Source organism: Leeuwenhoekiella palythoae, assembly GCF_900130045.1.
Lineage (GTDB): Bacteria > Bacteroidota > Bacteroidia > Flavobacteriales > Flavobacteriaceae > Leeuwenhoekiella > Leeuwenhoekiella palythoae.
This window is the reverse complement of sequence record NZ_FQXT01000004.1, coordinates 610,138-629,897: the sequence shown is the minus strand read 5'-3', so window position 1 is coordinate 629,897 and position 19,760 is coordinate 610,138. Positions and strand designations below refer to the sequence as shown.

General features: G+C 38.2%; 12 protein-coding genes and 1 tRNA gene. 1 reads left to right on the top strand and 12 read right to left on the bottom strand.

Going from position 1 to position 19,760, the window contains the following annotated elements:
* Together BUA96_RS13270 and BUA96_RS13265 are read right to left on the bottom strand one after the other, a co-directional pair.
* The coding region (locus BUA96_RS13270) for an Ig-like domain-containing protein (protein ID WP_175546501.1) at window positions 1–4,301 on the bottom strand (4,301 nt) is incomplete at its 3' end.
* A gap of 772 nt (window positions 4,302–5,073) precedes the next feature.
* Entirely contained in the window at window positions 5,074–5,556 is a 483-nt protein-coding gene (locus BUA96_RS13265; protein WP_128755706.1) for a hypothetical protein, read from the bottom strand.
* Window positions 5,557–6,000: 444 nt separating this feature from the next.
* On the opposite strand from BUA96_RS13265, the gene BUA96_RS13260 reads away from it, so the two are divergent.
* Window positions 6,001–7,590: a peptide chain release factor 3 gene (locus tag BUA96_RS13260; RefSeq protein ID WP_072983813.1), complete on the top strand. Its 1,590-nt coding sequence runs from the start codon at window positions 6,001–6,003 to the stop codon at window positions 7,588–7,590.
* A gap of 208 nt (window positions 7,591–7,798) precedes the next feature.
* Here BUA96_RS13260 and BUA96_RS13255 read toward each other — a convergent pair whose 3' ends face one another.
* From BUA96_RS13255 to BUA96_RS13210, 10 genes are all read right to left on the bottom strand, one after another.
* Window positions 7,799–8,113 carry a DUF3467 domain-containing protein gene (locus BUA96_RS13255; protein ID WP_072983811.1) on the bottom strand — a complete coding sequence of 105 codons (315 nt, stop codon included), beginning with the start codon at window positions 8,111–8,113 and terminating at the stop codon, window positions 7,799–7,801.
* 60 nt (window positions 8,114–8,173) lie between these two features.
* Window positions 8,174–12,475 carry a DNA-directed RNA polymerase subunit beta' gene (gene rpoC, locus BUA96_RS13250; RefSeq protein ID WP_072983809.1) on the bottom strand — a complete coding sequence of 1,434 codons (4,302 nt, stop codon included), beginning with the start codon at window positions 12,473–12,475 and terminating at the stop codon, window positions 8,174–8,176.
* A gap of 90 nt (window positions 12,476–12,565) precedes the next feature.
* The gene (gene rpoB, locus BUA96_RS13245) at window positions 12,566–16,378 is read right to left on the bottom strand and encodes a DNA-directed RNA polymerase subunit beta (RefSeq protein ID WP_072983807.1); all 3,813 of its coding nucleotides are present in this window, start codon (window positions 16,376–16,378) and stop codon (window positions 12,566–12,568) included.
* 188 nt (window positions 16,379–16,566) lie between these two features.
* The gene (gene rplL, locus BUA96_RS13240) at window positions 16,567–16,941 is read right to left on the bottom strand and encodes a 50S ribosomal protein L7/L12 (RefSeq protein ID WP_072983806.1); all 375 of its coding nucleotides are present in this window, start codon (window positions 16,939–16,941) and stop codon (window positions 16,567–16,569) included.
* A gap of 57 nt (window positions 16,942–16,998) precedes the next feature.
* The gene (rplJ, locus tag BUA96_RS13235; protein WP_072983805.1) at window positions 16,999–17,520 is read right to left on the bottom strand and encodes a 50S ribosomal protein L10; all 522 of its coding nucleotides are present in this window, start codon (window positions 17,518–17,520) and stop codon (window positions 16,999–17,001) included.
* 10 nt (window positions 17,521–17,530) lie between these two features.
* Window positions 17,531–18,229, bottom strand: a complete 699-nt coding sequence (gene rplA / locus BUA96_RS13230; protein ID WP_072983803.1) for a 50S ribosomal protein L1 — start codon at window positions 18,227–18,229, stop codon at window positions 17,531–17,533.
* Window positions 18,230–18,250: 21 nt separating this feature from the next.
* A complete protein-coding gene (rplK, locus tag BUA96_RS13225) occupies window positions 18,251–18,688 on the bottom strand; it encodes a 50S ribosomal protein L11 (protein WP_009781168.1) in 438 nt (145 codons plus the stop codon).
* Between the two features lie 69 nt (window positions 18,689–18,757).
* Window positions 18,758–19,312: a transcription termination/antitermination protein NusG gene (nusG, locus tag BUA96_RS13220; protein ID WP_009781169.1), complete on the bottom strand. Its 555-nt coding sequence runs from the start codon at window positions 19,310–19,312 to the stop codon at window positions 18,758–18,760.
* 10 nt (window positions 19,313–19,322) lie between these two features.
* A complete protein-coding gene (secE, locus tag BUA96_RS13215) occupies window positions 19,323–19,520 on the bottom strand; it encodes a preprotein translocase subunit SecE (RefSeq protein ID WP_072983801.1) in 198 nt (65 codons plus the stop codon).
* A gap of 96 nt (window positions 19,521–19,616) precedes the next feature.
* A tRNA-Trp gene (locus BUA96_RS13210) sits at window positions 19,617–19,689 on the bottom strand.
* Between the last annotated feature and the right edge of the window lie 71 nt (window positions 19,690–19,760).

Genomic DNA, 19,760 nt, shown 5'->3' with positions numbered 1-19,760 from the left:
CCTTCATATAAATCATCGTTAAGCGTACTTACAGCTACTTCTACACTGGTCTGTCCAGCCGGTATGGTTACCGTGGTCGTTACAGGGGTATAGTCATCGCCCGCTAAAGCACTGCCGGGTACTGTAACTACATCTACTACAACATCTTCTGTACTTGGATTGTCTATACTTACAACAAACACGGCTTCACTGCCCTCAGCAACGGTAACATCACTGATGCTTACCTCCGGAAGGTCGTCCGGATCATCCAAGATGGTACCTATAGTTTCTGCAACAAGATTTCTAGTATTATTAGTTTGAACAGCTCCAGAGATATTAAAGGATTCAGTACCCTCGTAAGTATTATCCTCAAGAGAATTTACTACATAGTTAACAGATAATTGTCCGGCAGGAATTACAATCAATTCATTTACGGCAGCTGTATAATCAAAGCCTTCAACGGCGGTATCATCTGACGTATTAACTTGTATAACAATATCTTCAGCAGAAATCTCATTTATACTAAAGGTAAAAGTTAGTGGATCTCCTTCTGAAACAGTAACAGGTTCCACGGTAAGTGTTGGGTCTGCTTCAACAATAATACTTACCGTAGCCACATCGCACTCACGTTTATCTATTGGCGTATCAGCATCACAGATTTGGTACTGAAACGAATCATTTCCAAAGAAATCAGAATCAGGAGTATAAACAAAATAGTCGTCAGTGATATCACCAGTCGTACCGCTATCATTTAAAGTTAATGTTCCATTAGATACACCAGTGACTAAAGATATTGAGCCAGCACCATCATTTCCGAAATAATCATTATTTAAAACATCTAATGTATTATTTTGAGAATCCTCTGAAACCGTAAAGTCATCATCTTCAGCTATTGGCGCGTCATCTAAAATATTTACACGAACAATAGCATCATCACAATCACCATCAGCATCACAAATTTGATATTTAAACTCAACCGGCTGTAAATTTAGTAATGGAGGATTGTACGTTATATAATCATCTATAGGATTATTTGGAGTACCGCCATCATTGAGTACCGCCTCTCCAACTGCAGGTTGCGTTAAAATAGTAATGGTTCCATTTGATGGTCCATCAGGACCAAAAATATCATTTTCAAGCACATCTATATCTACAGGCTGCACTGGACGAATAGGACTTGCAATGGCTGTATCATCATTTGCCACTGGCCTTCCATCATCAACAAAATTGTTCTGACAAGATGAGATAAGATTTATAACGCGTATTATAGTATTATCAGTAGGATCTCCTTCAGCATCATCGATACTTACATAATTCTCAAGATCCGTTTCAACAATAGTATATTGCACATCAACTAAAGCAGAGGGTATAGCGGTTGCATATCTATAATTACCATTTGCATCCGTAGTTAAGGTTGTTGAGCTTCCATCGGTGCCATCTATTTGAATAGTTACACCTACTAAAGGATCACCATCTTCATCAGAAACATTTCCACAAATTACAGGCGCTGTCACAATTGTTGATTGTGGGTCTGTATAGTTTGCGTTACTAAAAGCTAAAGAGTAGTAACGATCAATATTTCCGTTTTCTTTACCTATAGTGTAATTCAAAGAAGATCTACCTTCATAATAGGTACTAAAAGTGTACCTAGGATCGGTCGAAATATCCCCTCCTGGAGCGGTACTAGGATTATTAGCTGTACCTCTTACAGAATTTGGTTTTCTGTTAATATCAATTGAAGTAGCAGCCGACTGATAATAAGCATCAGATAGTGTAAGTTCTGCATATTCACGCGTTCTGACACTATCACCATCAATATCAAATGGAGTAGCAAAAAATGAAATTACTACTTCATTACCATAAGAACCTCCAGACTCCACAAAAGTAATATTGAACTCTATGTTCTGGTCTCCATTATTCGAGCTTCTCAATTGTGGTTGAAAATTATTTTCAACACCTTGCGAATTCACATCTATACTTGCAAGAGAAGCTCCATTTCTCAAAGCTTCAATTCTCACCAACGCATCTATAGGCTCAGGACTATCAGAAAAGACATTTGAAAACCTGTAAACAGCACCAACTTGACCAGCCGTACCCGAAATTAGCTGAGCATCTCTAAAGTTAGTCTCACTGTATAAGGGCGCACAGTCACAGCCACGCTCTCCCGGAGGTACCACAATAACATCAGAAACTGTAACATCAACAGTCGCCTCACTCTCGTCAACATCAAGATCAACAATTTTATATCTAAATGTATCAGTACCAACATAATCTTGATTTGGTGTGTAGACTATTGTATCATCAGACAAATCAGCAGGAGTACCGTTGTCGTTAATAACAACAGAACCATTAACCGGTTGCTGAGTTATTACTAATGGTTGTGATGAAGACGGCCCATCCCCACCAAAATCATCGTTAGTTAATACATCTATATTTAGAGAGGTATTGACACTTACTTGTCGTGAATCATCAACTGCCGTGGGTACAAAACAGGCGGTTATAGAACTATCAATTACTGCTTGTGTATTATCTTGTGGAGAGCCAGCAAGAGTAGGCACACCATTTTCATCAACACCACCTGGTGTGTTGGCTAAATTTAAATCAGCAGTTAAATCAGATTTATTAAAAGTACCTGCTCCTTCAATAGCATCAGGGCAACCATCATTGTCAGAATCTGTATCTTTAGAGTCTACAATCTTATCATTATCAGTATCTCTATAGGTTTCGGTTAGAACTCCGAAGATAAATCCATGAGGGTCGTTTCCTTTAAATTCAATTTCAAAATTAGAAACTTCTCGAGTTACATAGAAAAATGTATATCCATTTGATTTTTGAGATCTTGGGGGATTAGTAGAAACTGTATTCCCAATATCATTAGTAACTGGAGGCGAAGCTCCATTAAACTGAGAATAAAGCCCTGTACTATATACATCAACATTACCTATCACACGCAAAGGCACACTTGAAATATCATACCCCATTTCACCACCTACCTCTTGGTACTCAGACCCGCCAAGCCCCGCTATACCAATTATAAAAGTGTACTTTTCAGTTTCAGAAGATAATGCTTCGGCAGAGGTACCATAATCAATTTTAATAGTTCGCTCGTACGCATTACGCGGAACACCACGCAGATCTAAATATTTAGTTTCAAATGGCACCTCTCCACCATTGATATTTATTGTACTACTTGCTACTGGTGGCGGTTGATAAATTCTCCACTGTTGCTCTTGACTTGAATTAGTTCTAGGGCTAAAACCTTCAATCACCTCAAGAGTAACACCTCCACTAGGCAAACTTGCAGAACCATTAGGTTTCAATGGAAAAACTCCGGTTCCTCTAGTATTTAAGTCATTTACTGTACTCTGAGTCGGGTTTGCTAAAACTGCCGTGGAAGCATTTCCTTCAAATGCATCTAGAATCCCATCATTATCATCATCATCATCACAATTATCAGGAACACCATCCCCATCTGTATCTATACCTGTACAATAATCTGCGCAAGAATCTGCAGCTATACTCACAATAACCGCCTCATTATTGCCTATTTGACAAGAACCAGTTGTTTCTGTCGAAGACAAACTCGTTTTCTGCGTAGAATTTAATACCCCCTTGTAGGTAGCATTTGTTTGAATGGCAAAAGTTGAGCCTGCAACAGAGCAATTCTCCGAAACATTTAATCTAAATAACAAGGTAAACTTATCATCAGTATCTTCAACTAAATTATCAGCCACACTGAATGTCAGAATTCTTGAAGATGCATTGTATGCAGCGGTTACCCCAGAAGGTAGATTAGAAGTCCCTCCATATTCCACACTACTCGGTAATGTATAATTAATACGCAAATCACGCATATCATCATTACCATAATTCTTCACATCAAAACTTACTTCAAACTCCTGATTAACATATACCTTAGGATTATTACCCAATGCTGTAGTCAATAACATTGGCTCAAGTTCTGGCTCATAAACTTCTACAGCAAAACCTAGCATATACATGCTATACGTTTCTTGATTAGAAGTTAACCTAAACACGGCTTGTGTTTGATTATTCGCTAAAAGAGAATTGTTTGGGTTATTTAAGGTAAAAACACCAGAATCAAAACCAAGAGTATTTGTACTAGCCGGATTACGGTTAGTCACATCTTGACCATAACGCGTGATCCTACTATTAAAGAAATTGTCCTCTGGCCTTTTTGCTGTTGAGATGTTTGCAAAACTATTCGAAGTATTGCGTATTTGCAATTTATCCCCGGTAAGATCACGATCTCCTTCTAATGCACCAAAAACGACATCAGCATTTACAGCTCCATTGGGCACAGTTTGAAAACCATTAACAACAATATCATAATTATTTTGACCTGAATTACGAGTTACATTAGCAAAACCATCAAATAATGTAATATTCCTACTAGGTAAATCACTATTCTCATAAACAAAAACGATCTGCCAACCGGCAGATGCTCCAATTCTATCTCCAGCACCATGACCAATAATAGTCCCTGTCTTAGCCTCAACATTGGCTACAGTATAAGTCCCGGTATAATTTGTTCCCAAGGACTTAACTTGAGAAGTAATATCCTTAACACATGCATAAGGATCGTTCTGAAAATGCTCATCCCTTCCTCTATACAAAACTTCATCTGCAGTATAGGTAGTATAAGAAGATTGACCTGGTAATTTCAGTTTTATATCGTCATAATCCCAATCTGGTCTATTATCTGCTGTTTTATTATTGTCATAAATAATTTCTTTATCTCCAGCTGTCCAATACAAATAGGCTTTAACGATCTGAACACAACTACCATTACCAACAGAGCCTAGATCGGCACTACTAGAATTGAAAGTTGAATTATCGCCATCAATATCAACATAAACATTATCGGTAAGGTTATGGTTACCCTCGCCCCCGTTATATGCAGTTGTGGCATTTACAGACATCATATTGTTAGCAATAGCTGTAAAATTCCCACGCAAGGTTTCAGAATAACGTACATCAAAAGAATTCTTTAACTGCGCTGTGGCGGTTAAAGAAAAACTTAGAAATAAAAACCAAAAAATAGATTGAGTAATTTTTATTTTCATGTATTATCTATTTGGAGTTGGAATTACCGGGATTCAATTGTTTTATCACAACAGAACCTCCTTGAGAGCGCAATCCTCCCTTCGGTATAAGTTGGATTTCAACACAACTCCAAGAAGTTGTATCAAGATCAATTTTAGTCGTTTTTAAAGTAAATGTAGCTTTGGATGCTGCATCAACGGTGATTGAATTAATTACAGCACCAGCTTCCGAATTAAGCTCAAATTGAACTTCTTTATCCGCTAAACTTCCATCATTACAATCAACCAACGCAGCTGTCAACTCATAAGTCGTTTTGCTACTATTAATATTGCTTACATCTATAGTGTAATATTGAATTGTTTCTGACAAAGAATGATCTAAATCCCGACTGTAGGTCAAAGAAACAGATGATTGTGCAATCACCCCATTGGTAAACAATGTGAGCATTGTAATTGTGATGATTAATCTAGGGTAAGAGAATAAAAAGTTGAGTAAGGTATTGTTTATCATGATTATTGATATAAATCGTCGAGTATACGTATTGCTAGAATTAAATGTTTCAAAACAACATATATTTCTATTGAAATTTTACTCAAAATGATTACAGCAAAATCCTTTTACCTTAGGGGAAGATTCAACTTAATACACTCTGACTCAATAAATATATATTGAAGCGAATTTAAGAACGTATTTAAGTTGGGATAACAAAGATATTAATCGTTTTACCTGCTTAGAGCTTAACACATCTATTTTAGACATAAACACAATATCATCGATAAAAAACAGTTACAAACACCGCCTAACCCTAAATTATACAAGTTTAATCCTACAAATCACAACTAAAATCATAAGCTCACAGTCTTCAAAACCATCATACAACAATACTTAGATCAACAAGAATAAATCTTTAATTACGTAGGCAAAGCTTATATTTGCCGACTTAAATTTGGAGTTATGAGTATTAAAAAAGAGATTGCCCGTAGACGTACGTTTGGTATCATTTCTCACCCTGACGCCGGTAAAACCACACTTACTGAAAAATTATTACTTTTTGGTGGAGCGATTCAAGAAGCTGGCGCAGTAAAATCGAACAAAATAAAAAAAGGAGCTACCAGCGACTTTATGGAAATTGAACGTCAGCGTGGGATTTCGGTAGCGACTTCTGTGCTGGCTTTTGAATATAACGGTACTAAAATAAATATTCTTGATACTCCCGGTCACAAGGATTTTGCCGAAGATACTTTCAGAACCTTAACCGCTGTTGATAGTGTGATCGTAGTTATCGATGTTGCAAAAGGGGTTGAGGAACAAACTGAAAAATTAGTTCAGGTTTGTAGAATGCGTAAAATACCAATGATTGTCTTCGTAAATAAACTTGATCGTGAAGGAAAAGATGCATTTGAACTTTTAGATGAAATTGAGCAAAAATTAGATCTTAACGTGACTCCTCTAAGCTTTCCTATTGGTATGGGATATGACTTTAAAGGAATTTACAATATTTGGGAAAAGAACGTCAATCTATTTAGTGGTGACAGCCGAAAAAACATTGAAGAAACCATTGAGATTGAAGATATAAGTTCAACAGAACTCGATAAACTGATTGGCAGCGAGTCTGCCGAAACATTACGCGAAGAATTAGAATTAGTAACCGGTGTTTATCCTGATTTTGATCAACAAGCTTATTCAAAAGCCGAACAACAACCTGTATTTTTTGGTTCTGCTTTAAATAATTTTGGCGTACGCGAACTACTTGATTGCTTTATTTCTATAGCACCACCTCCTCGACCAAAAGAAAGTGAAGAGCGTATTGTAAAACCTGAAGAAAAGGACTTCACAGGTTTTGTGTTTAAAATCCACGCCAATATGGATCCTAAACACCGCGACAGATTAGCCTTTGTGAAAATCGTATCCGGAGTATTTGAGCGAAACACGCCCTATTTACACGTGCGAAATGGCAAAAAATTAAAGTTTTCAAGTCCTAATGCATTTTTCGCAGAGCGGAAAGAAATCGTTGATATTTCCTATCCCGGTGACATTGTAGGACTTCACGACACTGGAAACTTTAAAATCGGAGACACCTTAACGCAAGGGGAAGAGATTCATTACAAAGGAATTCCTGCGTTCTCACCAGAACATTTTAGATATATCAATAACGCAGACCCTATGAAATCTAAGCAGTTAGAAAAGGGAATCGACCAATTAATGGACGAAGGCGTTGCCCAGCTATTTACACTCGAGCTTAATGGAAGAAAGGTAATTGGTACGGTGGGCGCACTTCAATACGAAGTTATTCAATATCGATTGGAGCACGAATATGGGGCTAAATGCACCTACGAACCCTTAAGCGTACACAAGGCCTGCTGGGTAGAACCTAAGGATCCAAAAAGTGAGGAGTTCAAAGAATTCTTACGAGTAAAGCAACGCTTTATGGCTAAAGATAAAAGAGGACAGTTAGTATTTTTAGCTGATTCCCCATTCACACTACAAATGACTCAGCAAAAATATCCAAACGTAAAGTTGCATTTTGTGTCTGAGTTCAAATAAGGACTTTAAAACCCATATAAATTCAACGACACAATAGTTGTTGACCAAACTATAAAGACTGTTTAAATAGGCTCGTACGAGTTCTAAAATAATGATAATATAAAGCAAGCTTATACACATCTAACATCTAGAAAGCTTTACTCTATAAAATAGAAAAACCTGAGAATAATCTCAGGTTTTTCTATTTTGATCAATTATTAACTTTTGATTAAGCCTGTCCTGTTGGACCAAAATTCAATGGTATGGGTTGCTTTTCATAATCTTTGATTTCACCGTGAGCCTTTTCAAAACGCTTTACATTTTCCTGTAAAGCCTTGGCAAGTCGCTTAGCGTGTTGTGGAGTTAAAATAATGCGCGACTTCACTTTACTCTTCGGAGTTCCCGGCATGATGTTGATAAAATCAACCACAAATTCTGAAACCGAATGATTAATTATAGCCAAATTAGAATATTGACCTTGCGCAACATTCTCATCAAGCTCAATATTTAATTGCCCATTTTTATTTTTTTCATCTTCAGTCATCTTTCCCTATTAGGTATAAAAAAACAGCTTCATTTCTGAAGCTGTTTTTGATATAAATTATTAATTAAAATTAACCTCTTCTCGAGCAGCATTGAGTTCTTCAAGCTCTTGCTTACTTCCTACGATAATCTTATCGTATCTACGCAAACCTGTACCTGCAGGAATTCTATGACCTACAATTACATTTTCCTTAAGCCCTTCTAAAGTATCAACTTTACCGCTTACCGCAGCTTCGTTAAGTACTTTAGTTGTTTCCTGGAAGGAAGCAGCAGAGATGAATGATTTCGTCTGAAGCGAAGCTCTTGTAATACCCTGTAATACCGGAGTTGCCGTAGCAGCTACAACATCACGAGCAGTTGCAAGGTTTTTATCTTCTCTTCTCAAGATTGAATTTTCATCGCGTAATTCACGAGGTGAAATGATTTGTCCCGCTTTAAGCGTTTCAGAATCACCTGCATCTTCAATAACTTTCATTCCGAAGATTGCATCATTCTCAGTGATGAAATCATCTTTATGAACCAACTGATTCTCTAGGAAAATAGTGTCACCCGGATCTTGAATTCTAACTTTACGCATCATTTGACGTACAACTACTTCAAAATGCTTGTCGTTAATTTTCACACCCTGTAAACGATAAACTTCTTGTACTTCATTTACTAAGTACTGCTGAACCGCTGAAGGTCCTTTAATCGCTAAGATATCCTCTGGAGTTACAGAACCATCAGATAGTGGCATTCCAGCTCTCACAAAGTCATTTTCTTGAACAAGAATCTGGTTAGATAACTTCACTAAGTATTTCTTAACCTCACCAAGTTTAGACTCAACGATAATCTCACGGTTACCACGCTTGATTTTACCGAAAGAAACAACACCATCAATCTCACTTACAACAGCAGGGTTTGAAGGATTACGTGCTTCAAATAATTCAGTTACACGTGGAAGACCCCCTGTAATATCCCCTGCCTTTGCAGACTTACGAGGAATCTTAACGAGAATCTTACCTATTTTAATTTTCTCATCATCATCTACCATTAAGTGCGCACCTACAGGTAAGTTATAAGAACGAATTACTTCGTCTTTTTTACCCATAATATGTAAGGTAGGAATCATTCGTTTGTTACGAGATTCTGAAATTACTTTCTCTTGGAAACCGGTTTGTTCATCAGTCTCTACTTGGTAAGTAACTCCTTGCTCTATATTTTCGTACTTGATCTTACCGGCGAATTCTGAAATAATCACACCGTTAAATGGATCCCAAGTACAGATGGTATCTCCTTTTGCAACTTTATCTCCATCCTTCATAAAGAGTTGAGAACCGTAAGGAATGTTATTAGTACTTAATAAGATTCCGGTTTTAGCATCAACAATTTTTGCTTCAGAAGTACGTGAAATAACGATTTGTGAAGTTGAACCATCAGGAGCTTCCCCTTCAACAGTCTTAAGATCTTCAATCTCAAGGCGACCATCAAATTTAGAAACCACTTTGTTTTCCTCAGAAATGTTTCCTGCAATACCACCCACGTGGAAGGTACGTAGTGTAAGCTGAGTACCCGGCTCACCAATTGATTGAGCAGCAACAACACCCACAGCTTCACCCATTTGAACCATTTTATTGGTTGCTAGGTTACGCCCGTAACATTTAGCACAAATACCTTTACTAGCTTCACAAGTTAACGGAGAGCGTACTTCAACACTTTCGATTGGAGCTTTAGAAATCTCAGCACCTAATTCTTCAGTAATTTCTGCACCAGCCTCAACAATAACTTCACTGTTTAGTGGGTTAACCACATCGTTTAACGCAATACGACCAATGATACGAGCCTCAAGTGTTTCAACGATTTCCTCATTCTTCTTAAGCGCAGAAACTTCAACACCTCTTAATGTACCACAATCTTCACTGTTTACAATTACATCTTGAGATACATCAACCAGACGACGTGTTAAGTAACCCGCATCTGCCGTTTTAAGTGCCGTATCCGCAAGACCCTTACGAGCACCGTGCGTTGAGATAAAGTATTCAAGAATTGATAACCCTTCTTTAAAGTTAGAAAGAATCGGGTTTTCAATAATAGCACCACCACCATCGTTAGATTTTTTAGGCTTAGCCATCAAACCACGCATACCGGTCAACTGACGAATCTGCTCCTTAGAACCACGAGCCCCAGAGTCAAGCATCATAAACACTGAGTTAAACCCTTGCTGATCCTCACGGATACGCTTCATAGACAATTCGGTCAACGATGCGTTAGTTGATGTCCAAACATCAATTACCTGATTATAACGCTCAGAATTTGTGATAAGACCCATGTTATAGCTAGACATAATTCCGTCTACTTGAGTATTCGCCTCTTCGATCATTTCGTATTTCTCAGCAGGAATAATAATATCCCCAAGTGAGAACGACAATCCACCTCTAAATGCGAAAGTATATCCTAGTGTCTTGATACTGTCAAGGAACTCAGCAGTACGCGGAACACTGGTTAATTTTAGAATACGTGCGATAACATCTCTAAGTGACTTTTTAGTCAATACTTCGTTGATGTACCCACATTCTTCCGGTACGCTTTCATTAAATAATACACGACCCACTGTAGTATCGATGATTTGGTAAACTAACTCACCGTTCTCATTGAAATCTTTAGTACGTATTTTAATGTTAGCGTTAATATTTACACGCTTTTGGTTGTGCGCAATAACAACTTCTTCTGCACTGTAAAAAGTAATTCCTTCTCCTAAAATAGGATGCTCAGGAGTACTCTTACGTGCTTTAGTCATATAATATAGACCCAATACCATATCCTGAGAAGGTACAGTAATAGGAGCACCGTTAGCAGGGTTTAGAATATTGTTTGAAGCAAGCATTAACATTTGCGCTTCTAAGATAGCTTCAGGACCTAATGGTAAGTGAACCGCCATCTGGTCACCATCAAAGTCGGCGTTAAATGCCGTACACACTAATGGGTGAAGCTGAATCGCCTTACCTTCAATAAGCTTAGGCTGGAACGCCTGAATACCTAAACGGTGAAGCGTAGGAGCACGGTTTAGCAATACCGGATGTCCTTTAAGAACGTTCTCCAAGATATCCCAAACCACTGGCTCTTTTTTATCTATAATCTTTTTAGCAGACTTTACGGTTTTTACAATTCCTCTTTCGATCAATTTTCTGATCACGAAAGGCTTGTAAAGTTCTGCTGCCATATCTTTAGGCAGACCACACTCGTAAAGTTTCAATTCTGGTCCAACAACAATCACCGAACGCGCAGAATAATCTACACGCTTACCAAGTAAGTTTTGACGGAAACGACCTTGCTTACCTTTTAAGGAATCAGAAAGTGATTTTAAAGGACGGTTTGAGTCGGTTTTTACCGCTGAAGATTTACGGGTGTTATCAAATAGTGAATCTACAGCTTCTTGAAGCATACGCTTCTCATTACGTAAAATCACCTCTGGAGCCTTGATTTCCATCAAACGCTTCAAACGGTTGTTACGAATGATCACACGACGGTAAAGGTCATTTAAATCTGAAGTCGCAAAACGACCACCATCAAGTGGCACAAGTGGACGTAATTCTGGTGGAATTACAGGAACCACTTTCATAATCATCCACTCAGGTAGATTCTCGCGATTCTTATTAGCATCACGCAGAGATTCTACAACCTGAAGACGCTTTAAAGCTTCGGTTTTACGTTGTTTTGAAGTCTCATTGTTAGCTTTATGACGTAAATCATAAGACAATTCATTAAGATCAATACGTCTTAATAAATCAACTAGACATTCTGCACCCATTTTAGCGATAAACTTATTAGGATCGCTATCTTCTAAGTACATATTTTCTTGAGGAATAGACTCAAGAACATTTAGGTATTCTTCTTCCGTAAGGAAGTCCATCTTCTTAAGCTCCTCTCCTTCTTCATTCTTAGCTATACCAGGCTGAATAACTACATAGCGCTCATAATAGATAATCATATCTAATTTCTTAGACGGAAGACCTAAAAGATACCCTATTTTATTTGGCAAACTTCTAAAGTACCAGATGTGTGCAACAGGCACTACAAGGTTGATGTGTCCAACACGATCTCTACGTACTTTTTTCTCAGTAACTTCTACACCACAACGGTCACAAACAATGCCTTTATAGCGTATACGCTTATATTTTCCACAAGCACACTCATAATCCTTTACAGGACCAAAGATGCGCTCACAGAACAAACCATCACGCTCAGGCTTGTGCGTACGGTAGTTTATAGTTTCTGGTTTTAACACCTCTCCGCGCGATTCAGCCAAAATCGCTTCAGGAGATGCAAGACCAATAGAGATTTGATCAAATCTCTTTACTGCATTCTTATCATTATCTCTTGCCATAATACCTTATGTCGAAAATTATTCTTTTTTAACTGCTTGATACTTTTTTAAAATAAGGTTACGCTTCCGCGGAAGCGCAACCCTCAGTATCTATTCTTCTAGACGAATGTCTAGTCCAAGTCCTTTAAGTTCGTGCATTAATACGTTGAACGATTCTGGTAAACCAGGCTCTGGCATTGGCTCTCCTTTTACGATACTCTCGTAAGTTTTAGCTCTACCAATAACATCATCAGACTTCACGGTTAAGATCTCACGCAGGGTCGCTGAAGCTCCATAAGCCTCAAGTGCCCAAACCTCCATCTCACCAAAACGCTGACCACCAAACTGTGCTTTACCACCTAGCGGCTGTTGCGTAATTAATGAGTAAGGCCCTATGGAACGTGCGTGCATTTTATCATCAACCATATGCCCTAGTTTAAGCATATAGATCACACCCACGGTTGCCGGCTGATCAAAACGATCACCTGTACCACCATCGTAAAGATACGTATGACCAAATCTTGGGATTCCTGCTTCATCAGTAAGCTCATTGATCTGATCTAAAGTAGCTCCGTCGAAAATTGGAGTTGCATACTTACGACCTAATTTTTGACCTGCCCAACCAAGAACAGTTTCATAAATCTGACCAATGTTCATACGAGAAGGTACACCAAGTGGGTTAAGTACGATATCTACAGGAGTACCATCTTCTAAGAATGGCATATCTTCTTGACGTACAATACGCGCAACAATACCTTTGTTACCGTGACGACCTGCCATCTTATCCCCTACTTTAAGTTTACGTTTTTTAGCAACGTATACTTTAGCAAGTTTAATAATACCTGCAGGAAGCTCATCCCCAACAGAAATGGTAAACTTCTCACGACGTAAATTACCCTGAAGATCATTTTCTTTGATTCGGTAATTATGTAATAAATCTGCGATCAACACGTTAGTCGCGTCATCAGTCGTCCAAGTACCTTGATTTAAGTGTGTATAATCTTCAACCGCATTGAGCATCTTAAGCGTGAATTTCTTTCCTTTAGGAAGAACTTCTTCACCTAAGTCATTCTTAACACCTTGAGCAGTTTTTCCGTTAACTAGCTGGAAAAGTTTGTCAACTAAAATCGCTTTAAGATCATCAAATTTCTGATCGTATTCTGCTTCTAATGCAGCGATATCTTCTTTGTCTTTAGCACGCTTGCGCTTATCTTTTATCGCACGAGCAAATAACTTCTTGTCAATTACAACTCCTCTTAAAGATGGAGAAGCTTTTAACGAAGCATCTTTAACATCCCCGGCTTTATCACCAAAGATTGCACGAAGCAGCTTTTCTTCTGGAGTTGGATCTGATTCTCCTTTTGGAGTAATCTTACCAATTAATATATCTCCAGGTTTAACTTCAGCACCAATTCTGATCATTCCGTTTTCATCAAGGTCTTTAGTAGCCTCTTCTGAAACGTTAGGAATATCATTGGTCAATTCCTCATTACCTAGTTTAGTATCTCTAACATCTAAAGAATACTCATCTACGTGAATAGATGTGAAGATGTCATCGCGTACAACTTTCTCAGAAATCACGATAGCATCCTCAAAGTTATACCCTTTCCAAGGCATGAAGGCTACTTTCATGTTTCTACCAAGTGCAAGTTCGCCTGCTTCAGTAGCGTATCCTTGACACAAAACTTGACCTTTTTTAACACGATCACCTCTTCTTACGATAGGCTTCAAGTTAATAGAAGTACTTTGGTTTGTCTTACGGAATTTAATTAACTGATAGGTTTTACTATCACCATCAAAACTTACCATACGCTCATCATCAGTACGGTCGTATTTGATAGTAATTTCATTAGCATCTACATATTCAACTTCACCATCACCTTCAGCATTGATCAATACACGTGAATCAGAAGCTACCTGACGCTCAAGACCTGTACCAACAATAGGTGAGTCTGCGCGTAAAAGTGGTACTGCCTGACGCATCATGTTTGATCCCATCAATGCACGGTTTGCATCATCGTGCTCCAAGAACGGAATTAAAGAAGCCGAAATAGAAGCAATCTGGTTTGGAGAAACATCGGCATAATGAACCGTATTTGGCTCAACAACCGGGAAGTCACCTTCCATACGTGCAATTACGCGTTCTTCTTCAATCTTACCAGAGTCATCCATTGGATTGTTTGCTTGCGCAATCAACATCCCTTCTTCTTCCTCTGCACTTAAATATTTTGGTTTAGTCTCTAAGTCAATTTTTCCATCGGTAACCGTACGATATGGAGTTTCAATGAAGCCCATATTGTTCACCTTAGCATACACTGCCAAAGACGAAATCAAACCAATGTTTGGACCTTCAGGAGTTTCAATAGGACAAAGACGACCATAATGCGTATAGTGTACGTCACGAACCTCAAAACCTGCACGCTCACGAGAAAGACCACCGGGCCCTAATGCTGAAAGACGACGCTTGTGCGTGATCTCTGCAAGAGGATTCGTCTGATCCATAAACTGAGAAAGCTGGTTGGTACCAAAGAAAGAGTTGATCACAGACGAAAGAGTTTTCGCATTGATCAAGTCAATCGGAGTAAACACCTCATTATCACGAACGTTCATACGTTCACGAATGGTACGCGCCATACGTGCCAAACCAACACCAAACTGGGTAGATAATTGCTCTCCTACTGTACGTACACGACGGTTAGAAAGGTGATCAATATCATCAATCTCAGCTTTAGAGTTGATAAGCTCAATTAAATATTTTACGATAGTAATGATATCTTGTTTGGTAAGCACTTGCTTATCCATACCAATATCAAGACCTAATTTTTTGTTCATTCGGTAACGACCAACTTCACCTAAATTGTAACGCTGATCACTAAAGAATAATTTATCGATAATACCACGTGCTGTTTCCTCATCTGGCGGCTCAGCATTACGCAATTGACGATAAATATGCTCTACTGCCTCTTTCTCTGAGTTAGTAGGGTCCTTCTGAAGTGTATTGTGAATGATTGCATAGTCAGCCAACTGATTATCTTCTTTATGAAGAAGAATTGTTTTAGCACCTGCATCTAAAATTTCATCCACGTGTTCTTTCTCAAGAACAGTATCACGGTCTAATACGATCTCGTTACGCTCAATAGATACAACTTCACCTGTATCTTCATCAACGAAATCCTCGTGCCATGTGTTCAATACACGTGCAGCGAGTTTACGACCTAAATATTTCTTTAATCCGGTTTTTGAAACTTTAACCTCTTCAGCAAGGTCAAAAATCTCAAGAATATCTTTATCACGTTCAAAACCTATTGCACGGAAAAGAGTGGTTACCGGTAATTTTTTCTTACGATCGATATATGCATACATCACACTGTTGATATCTGTCGCAAATTCAATCCACGATCCTTTAAAAGGAATTACACGTGCCGAATAAAGCTTAGTACCATTTGCGTGAAAAGACTGCCCGAAGAAAACACCTGGTGAACGGTGAAGCTGAGATACAACAACGCGCTCCGCACCATTAATACAAAAAGTACCACTAGGTGTCATGTAAGGAATAGTACCAAGATAAACATCTTGTACTATGGTTTCAAAATCTTCATGTTCTTCATCAGTACAGTATAATTTTAAACGAGCTTTAAGTGGCACACTATACGTAAGGCCTCGCTCGATACACTCCTGAATTGAGTATCTGGGTGGATCTACAAAGTAGTCCAAGAATTCTAGTACAAAATTATTACGGGTATCCGTAATTGGGAAGTTCTCTAGAAAAGTATTGTAAAGTCCTTCATTTCCTCTTTCTTCAGACTTAGTCTCTAATTGAAAGAAATCTTGAAAGGATTTAATCTGAATATCTAAAAAGTCAGGATATTCAGGTCTGTTCTTTACCGATGAGAAATTCAGTCTTTCAGCTTGTTTTGCTTGCATCTTCAACGAACGGAATTTAATTAAAATAGATTGAGAATCTGTTTATTCAGATTCTGAGACCTCTTAACATAAGAAATCTAAGGCAATAATAGTCGTAAATATTAGGAAAACCTTATATACGACAAATGGTTTAGGCCCATTTCGATAAATCGAAAAGACCTAAACCTTTGTATTTATAGTAGCTAAGCTTACTTAAGCTCAACTTCAGCTCCAGCTTCTTCTAATTGAGATTTGATAGCTTCTGCTTCGTCTTTTGCAATACCTTCTTTGATTGGGCTTGGTGCGTTGTCAACAAGCTCTTTTGCATCTTTAAGACCAGCTCCAGTTAATTCTTTTACAAGTTTTACAACTGCAAGTTTAGAACCACCAGCGGCTTTAAGGATTACATCAAATTCAGTTTGCTCTTCACCAGCGTCATCACCACCAGCAGCAGGACCAGCAACAGCAACTGCAGCAGCTGCAGGTTCGATACCATACTCATCTTTTAAAATAGTAGCTAACTCATTTACTTCTTTTACTGTTAAGTTAACTAGTTGTTCTGCGAAATCTTTTAAATCTGCCATTTTTCTATCGTTTTAAAAAAAATTGTCTTTATATAAATTATTAAGTGCGTACGTTAATTAACCTTCTCTTTCCTGAAGGGTTTTAACAAGGCCAGCAATTGTAGAACCTCCTGATTTAAGAGCGCTGATAACGTTCTTAGCAGGCGACTGAAGAAGACCAACGATCTCTCCAATAAGCTCTTCTCTTGACTTGATATCTACAAGGGCGTCTAACTGATCGTCACCTATGTAAATTGCCTCTTCAATAAATGCTCCTTTAAGTAAAGGTTTTTCAGATTTCTTACGAAATTCCTTAATTACCTTAGCTGGTGCATTTCCTGTTTCAGAAAGCATAATTGAAGTGTTACCTTTTAATACTTCAGGCAATTCTCCAAAATCCTTTTCTGAACTCTCCATTGCTTTTGCAAGCAATGTATTTTTAACCACGGCTAGCTTTACGTTTGCCTTAAAACAAGCTCTACGCAACTTAGACGTAGTGTCAGCATTAAGACCTGAAATATCTGCTAAATAAATATTAGCACTATCAGCCAACTGCGCAGTCAAATCTTCTATTACTTGTGATTTTTCTTCTCTTGTCATAATTTAACTTTTACTGCTCAGCAAAACGTTTTGAATCTACTTCAACACTAGGACTCATAGTACTAGACATAAAAATGCTTTTAATATAAACACCTTTAGCTGCAGTAGGCTTCAATTTTACTAATGTGGTTATCAATTCTCTTGCGTTAGCTGCAATTTTTTCAGCATCAAAAGACGCCTTACCAATCGCTGCATGTACAATACCTGTCTTATCAACTTTAAAGTCAATCTTACCAGCTTTTACATCAGATACCGCTTTAGCGATATCCATTGTTACTGTACCGGTTTTAGGGTTTGGCATAAGACCACGAGGCCCTAATACACGTCCTAAAGGACCTAATTTACCCATAACGCTTGGCATTGTTACGATAACGTCAACATCTGTCCAACCGCCTTTGATTTTCTCTAAATATTCATCAAGACCAACAAAGTCAGCTCCCGCTTCTTTAGCTTCAGCTTCTTTATCTGGAGTTACCAGAGCAAGAACCTTAACATCTTTACCGGTTCCGTGAGGAAGTGTTACCACTCCACGAACCATTTGATTCGCTTTACGCGGATCTACATTAAGACGTACAGCTAAGTCAACAGAAGGATCAAAGTTTACTTTGCTTACTTCTTTTATTAAAGCTGAAGCTTCTGCTAAGGTATAGGTAGAACCAGAATCTACTTTAGCACGTGCTTCTTTTTGCTTCTTTGTTACTTTTGCCATTTTAAATTGCTTTTTTGGATGTTAAAAAGGAGCCTGCCCTTTTACAGTTATTCCCATAGACCTTGCAGTACCTGCAACCATTCTCATTGCGCTCTCAACAGTAAACGCGTTTAGATCTGGCATTTTGTCTTCAGAGATAGCTCTAATTTGATCCCAAGTTACACTAGCAACTTTTTTACGGTTAGGCTCACCAGAACCTCCTTTGATCTTAGCTGCTTCCATCAATTGGATGGCAGCAGGTGGCGTTTTAACCACAAAGTCAAAAGACTTATCACCATAAACAGTAATAACTACAGGAAGTACTTTACCAGCTTTATCTTGAGTTCTAGCATTAAATTGCTTACAGAACTCCATGATGTTAACACCGGCAGCACCTAAAGCTGGTCCAACTGGGGGAGAAGGGTTTGCAGCCCCTCCCTTAACTTGCAACTTAACAACCTTACTTACTTCTTTTGCCATTTTTAAAAATTTAGTTTGATATGCTCTTTAGTGGAAGCAGAAGAACGATATCTTATATATGTGTAACACTTATACTTTCTCAACTTGCATATAACTCAATTCTAACGGGGTCTTTCTTCCGAAGATTTTCACCATTACCTCAAGTTTACGCTTCTCTTCGTTGATCTTTTCAACAGTTCCATTAAAACCATTAAAAGGACCATCAATCACTTTTACAGTCTCACCAAGAACAAAAGGTATAGCAACGTTATCTGTTTTAACAGCTAACTCATCAACTTTACCCAACATTCTGTTCACCTCAGAAGTTCTAAGCGGCACAGGATCTCCACCCTTAGTCTCACCTAAAAACCCAATCACACCATTGATTGATTTAATCATGTGTGTTACTTCACCCCCTAGATTCGCGTGAATCATTATATAACCAGGAAAGTAAACACGCTCTTTATTTATTTTTTTACCGTTGCGTATCTGTACCACTTTTTCAGTAGGCACAAGTACTTGTTCGATATAATCTTCAAGATTAAAGCGAGAGATTTCTTGCTCGATATATCCCTTAACTTTATTCTCCTGACCACTTACGGCCCTTACCACGTACCAATCTTTGGTATTGTTTGCTATAGCCATTGTGATTGTTTTAAGCTCCTACCAGATTAAAATAAGCCTTGATTGCTCTACTAAATACTGTATCTACCCCCCAAATCGCTAATGAAAATACAATTGTAAAAACAACAACTACAACAGTGAGACGTTGTGCTTCTGAAAGCGGAGTCCAGGTAACGTGATTTTTCAATTCGTTATAAGACTCTTGAAGGTAATTAATTAATCCAGCCATATCGTTTAACTCTTTAAAAAGACACTCTGTCTTCTAGCGACTACCTAAAAGCAGCCTAACTAATACTAATCAAATTAAAATTTGATTTTCGTTTTGCACGGGTTGAGAGGCTCGAACTCCCGACACCTGGTTTTGGAGACCAGTGCTCTACCAACTGAGCTAAACCCGTAAAACTAGAGTTACCACAAAAGCAACCCTAAATTTTATTATAAAAATCAAGGCATTCGTTTACACGAACGC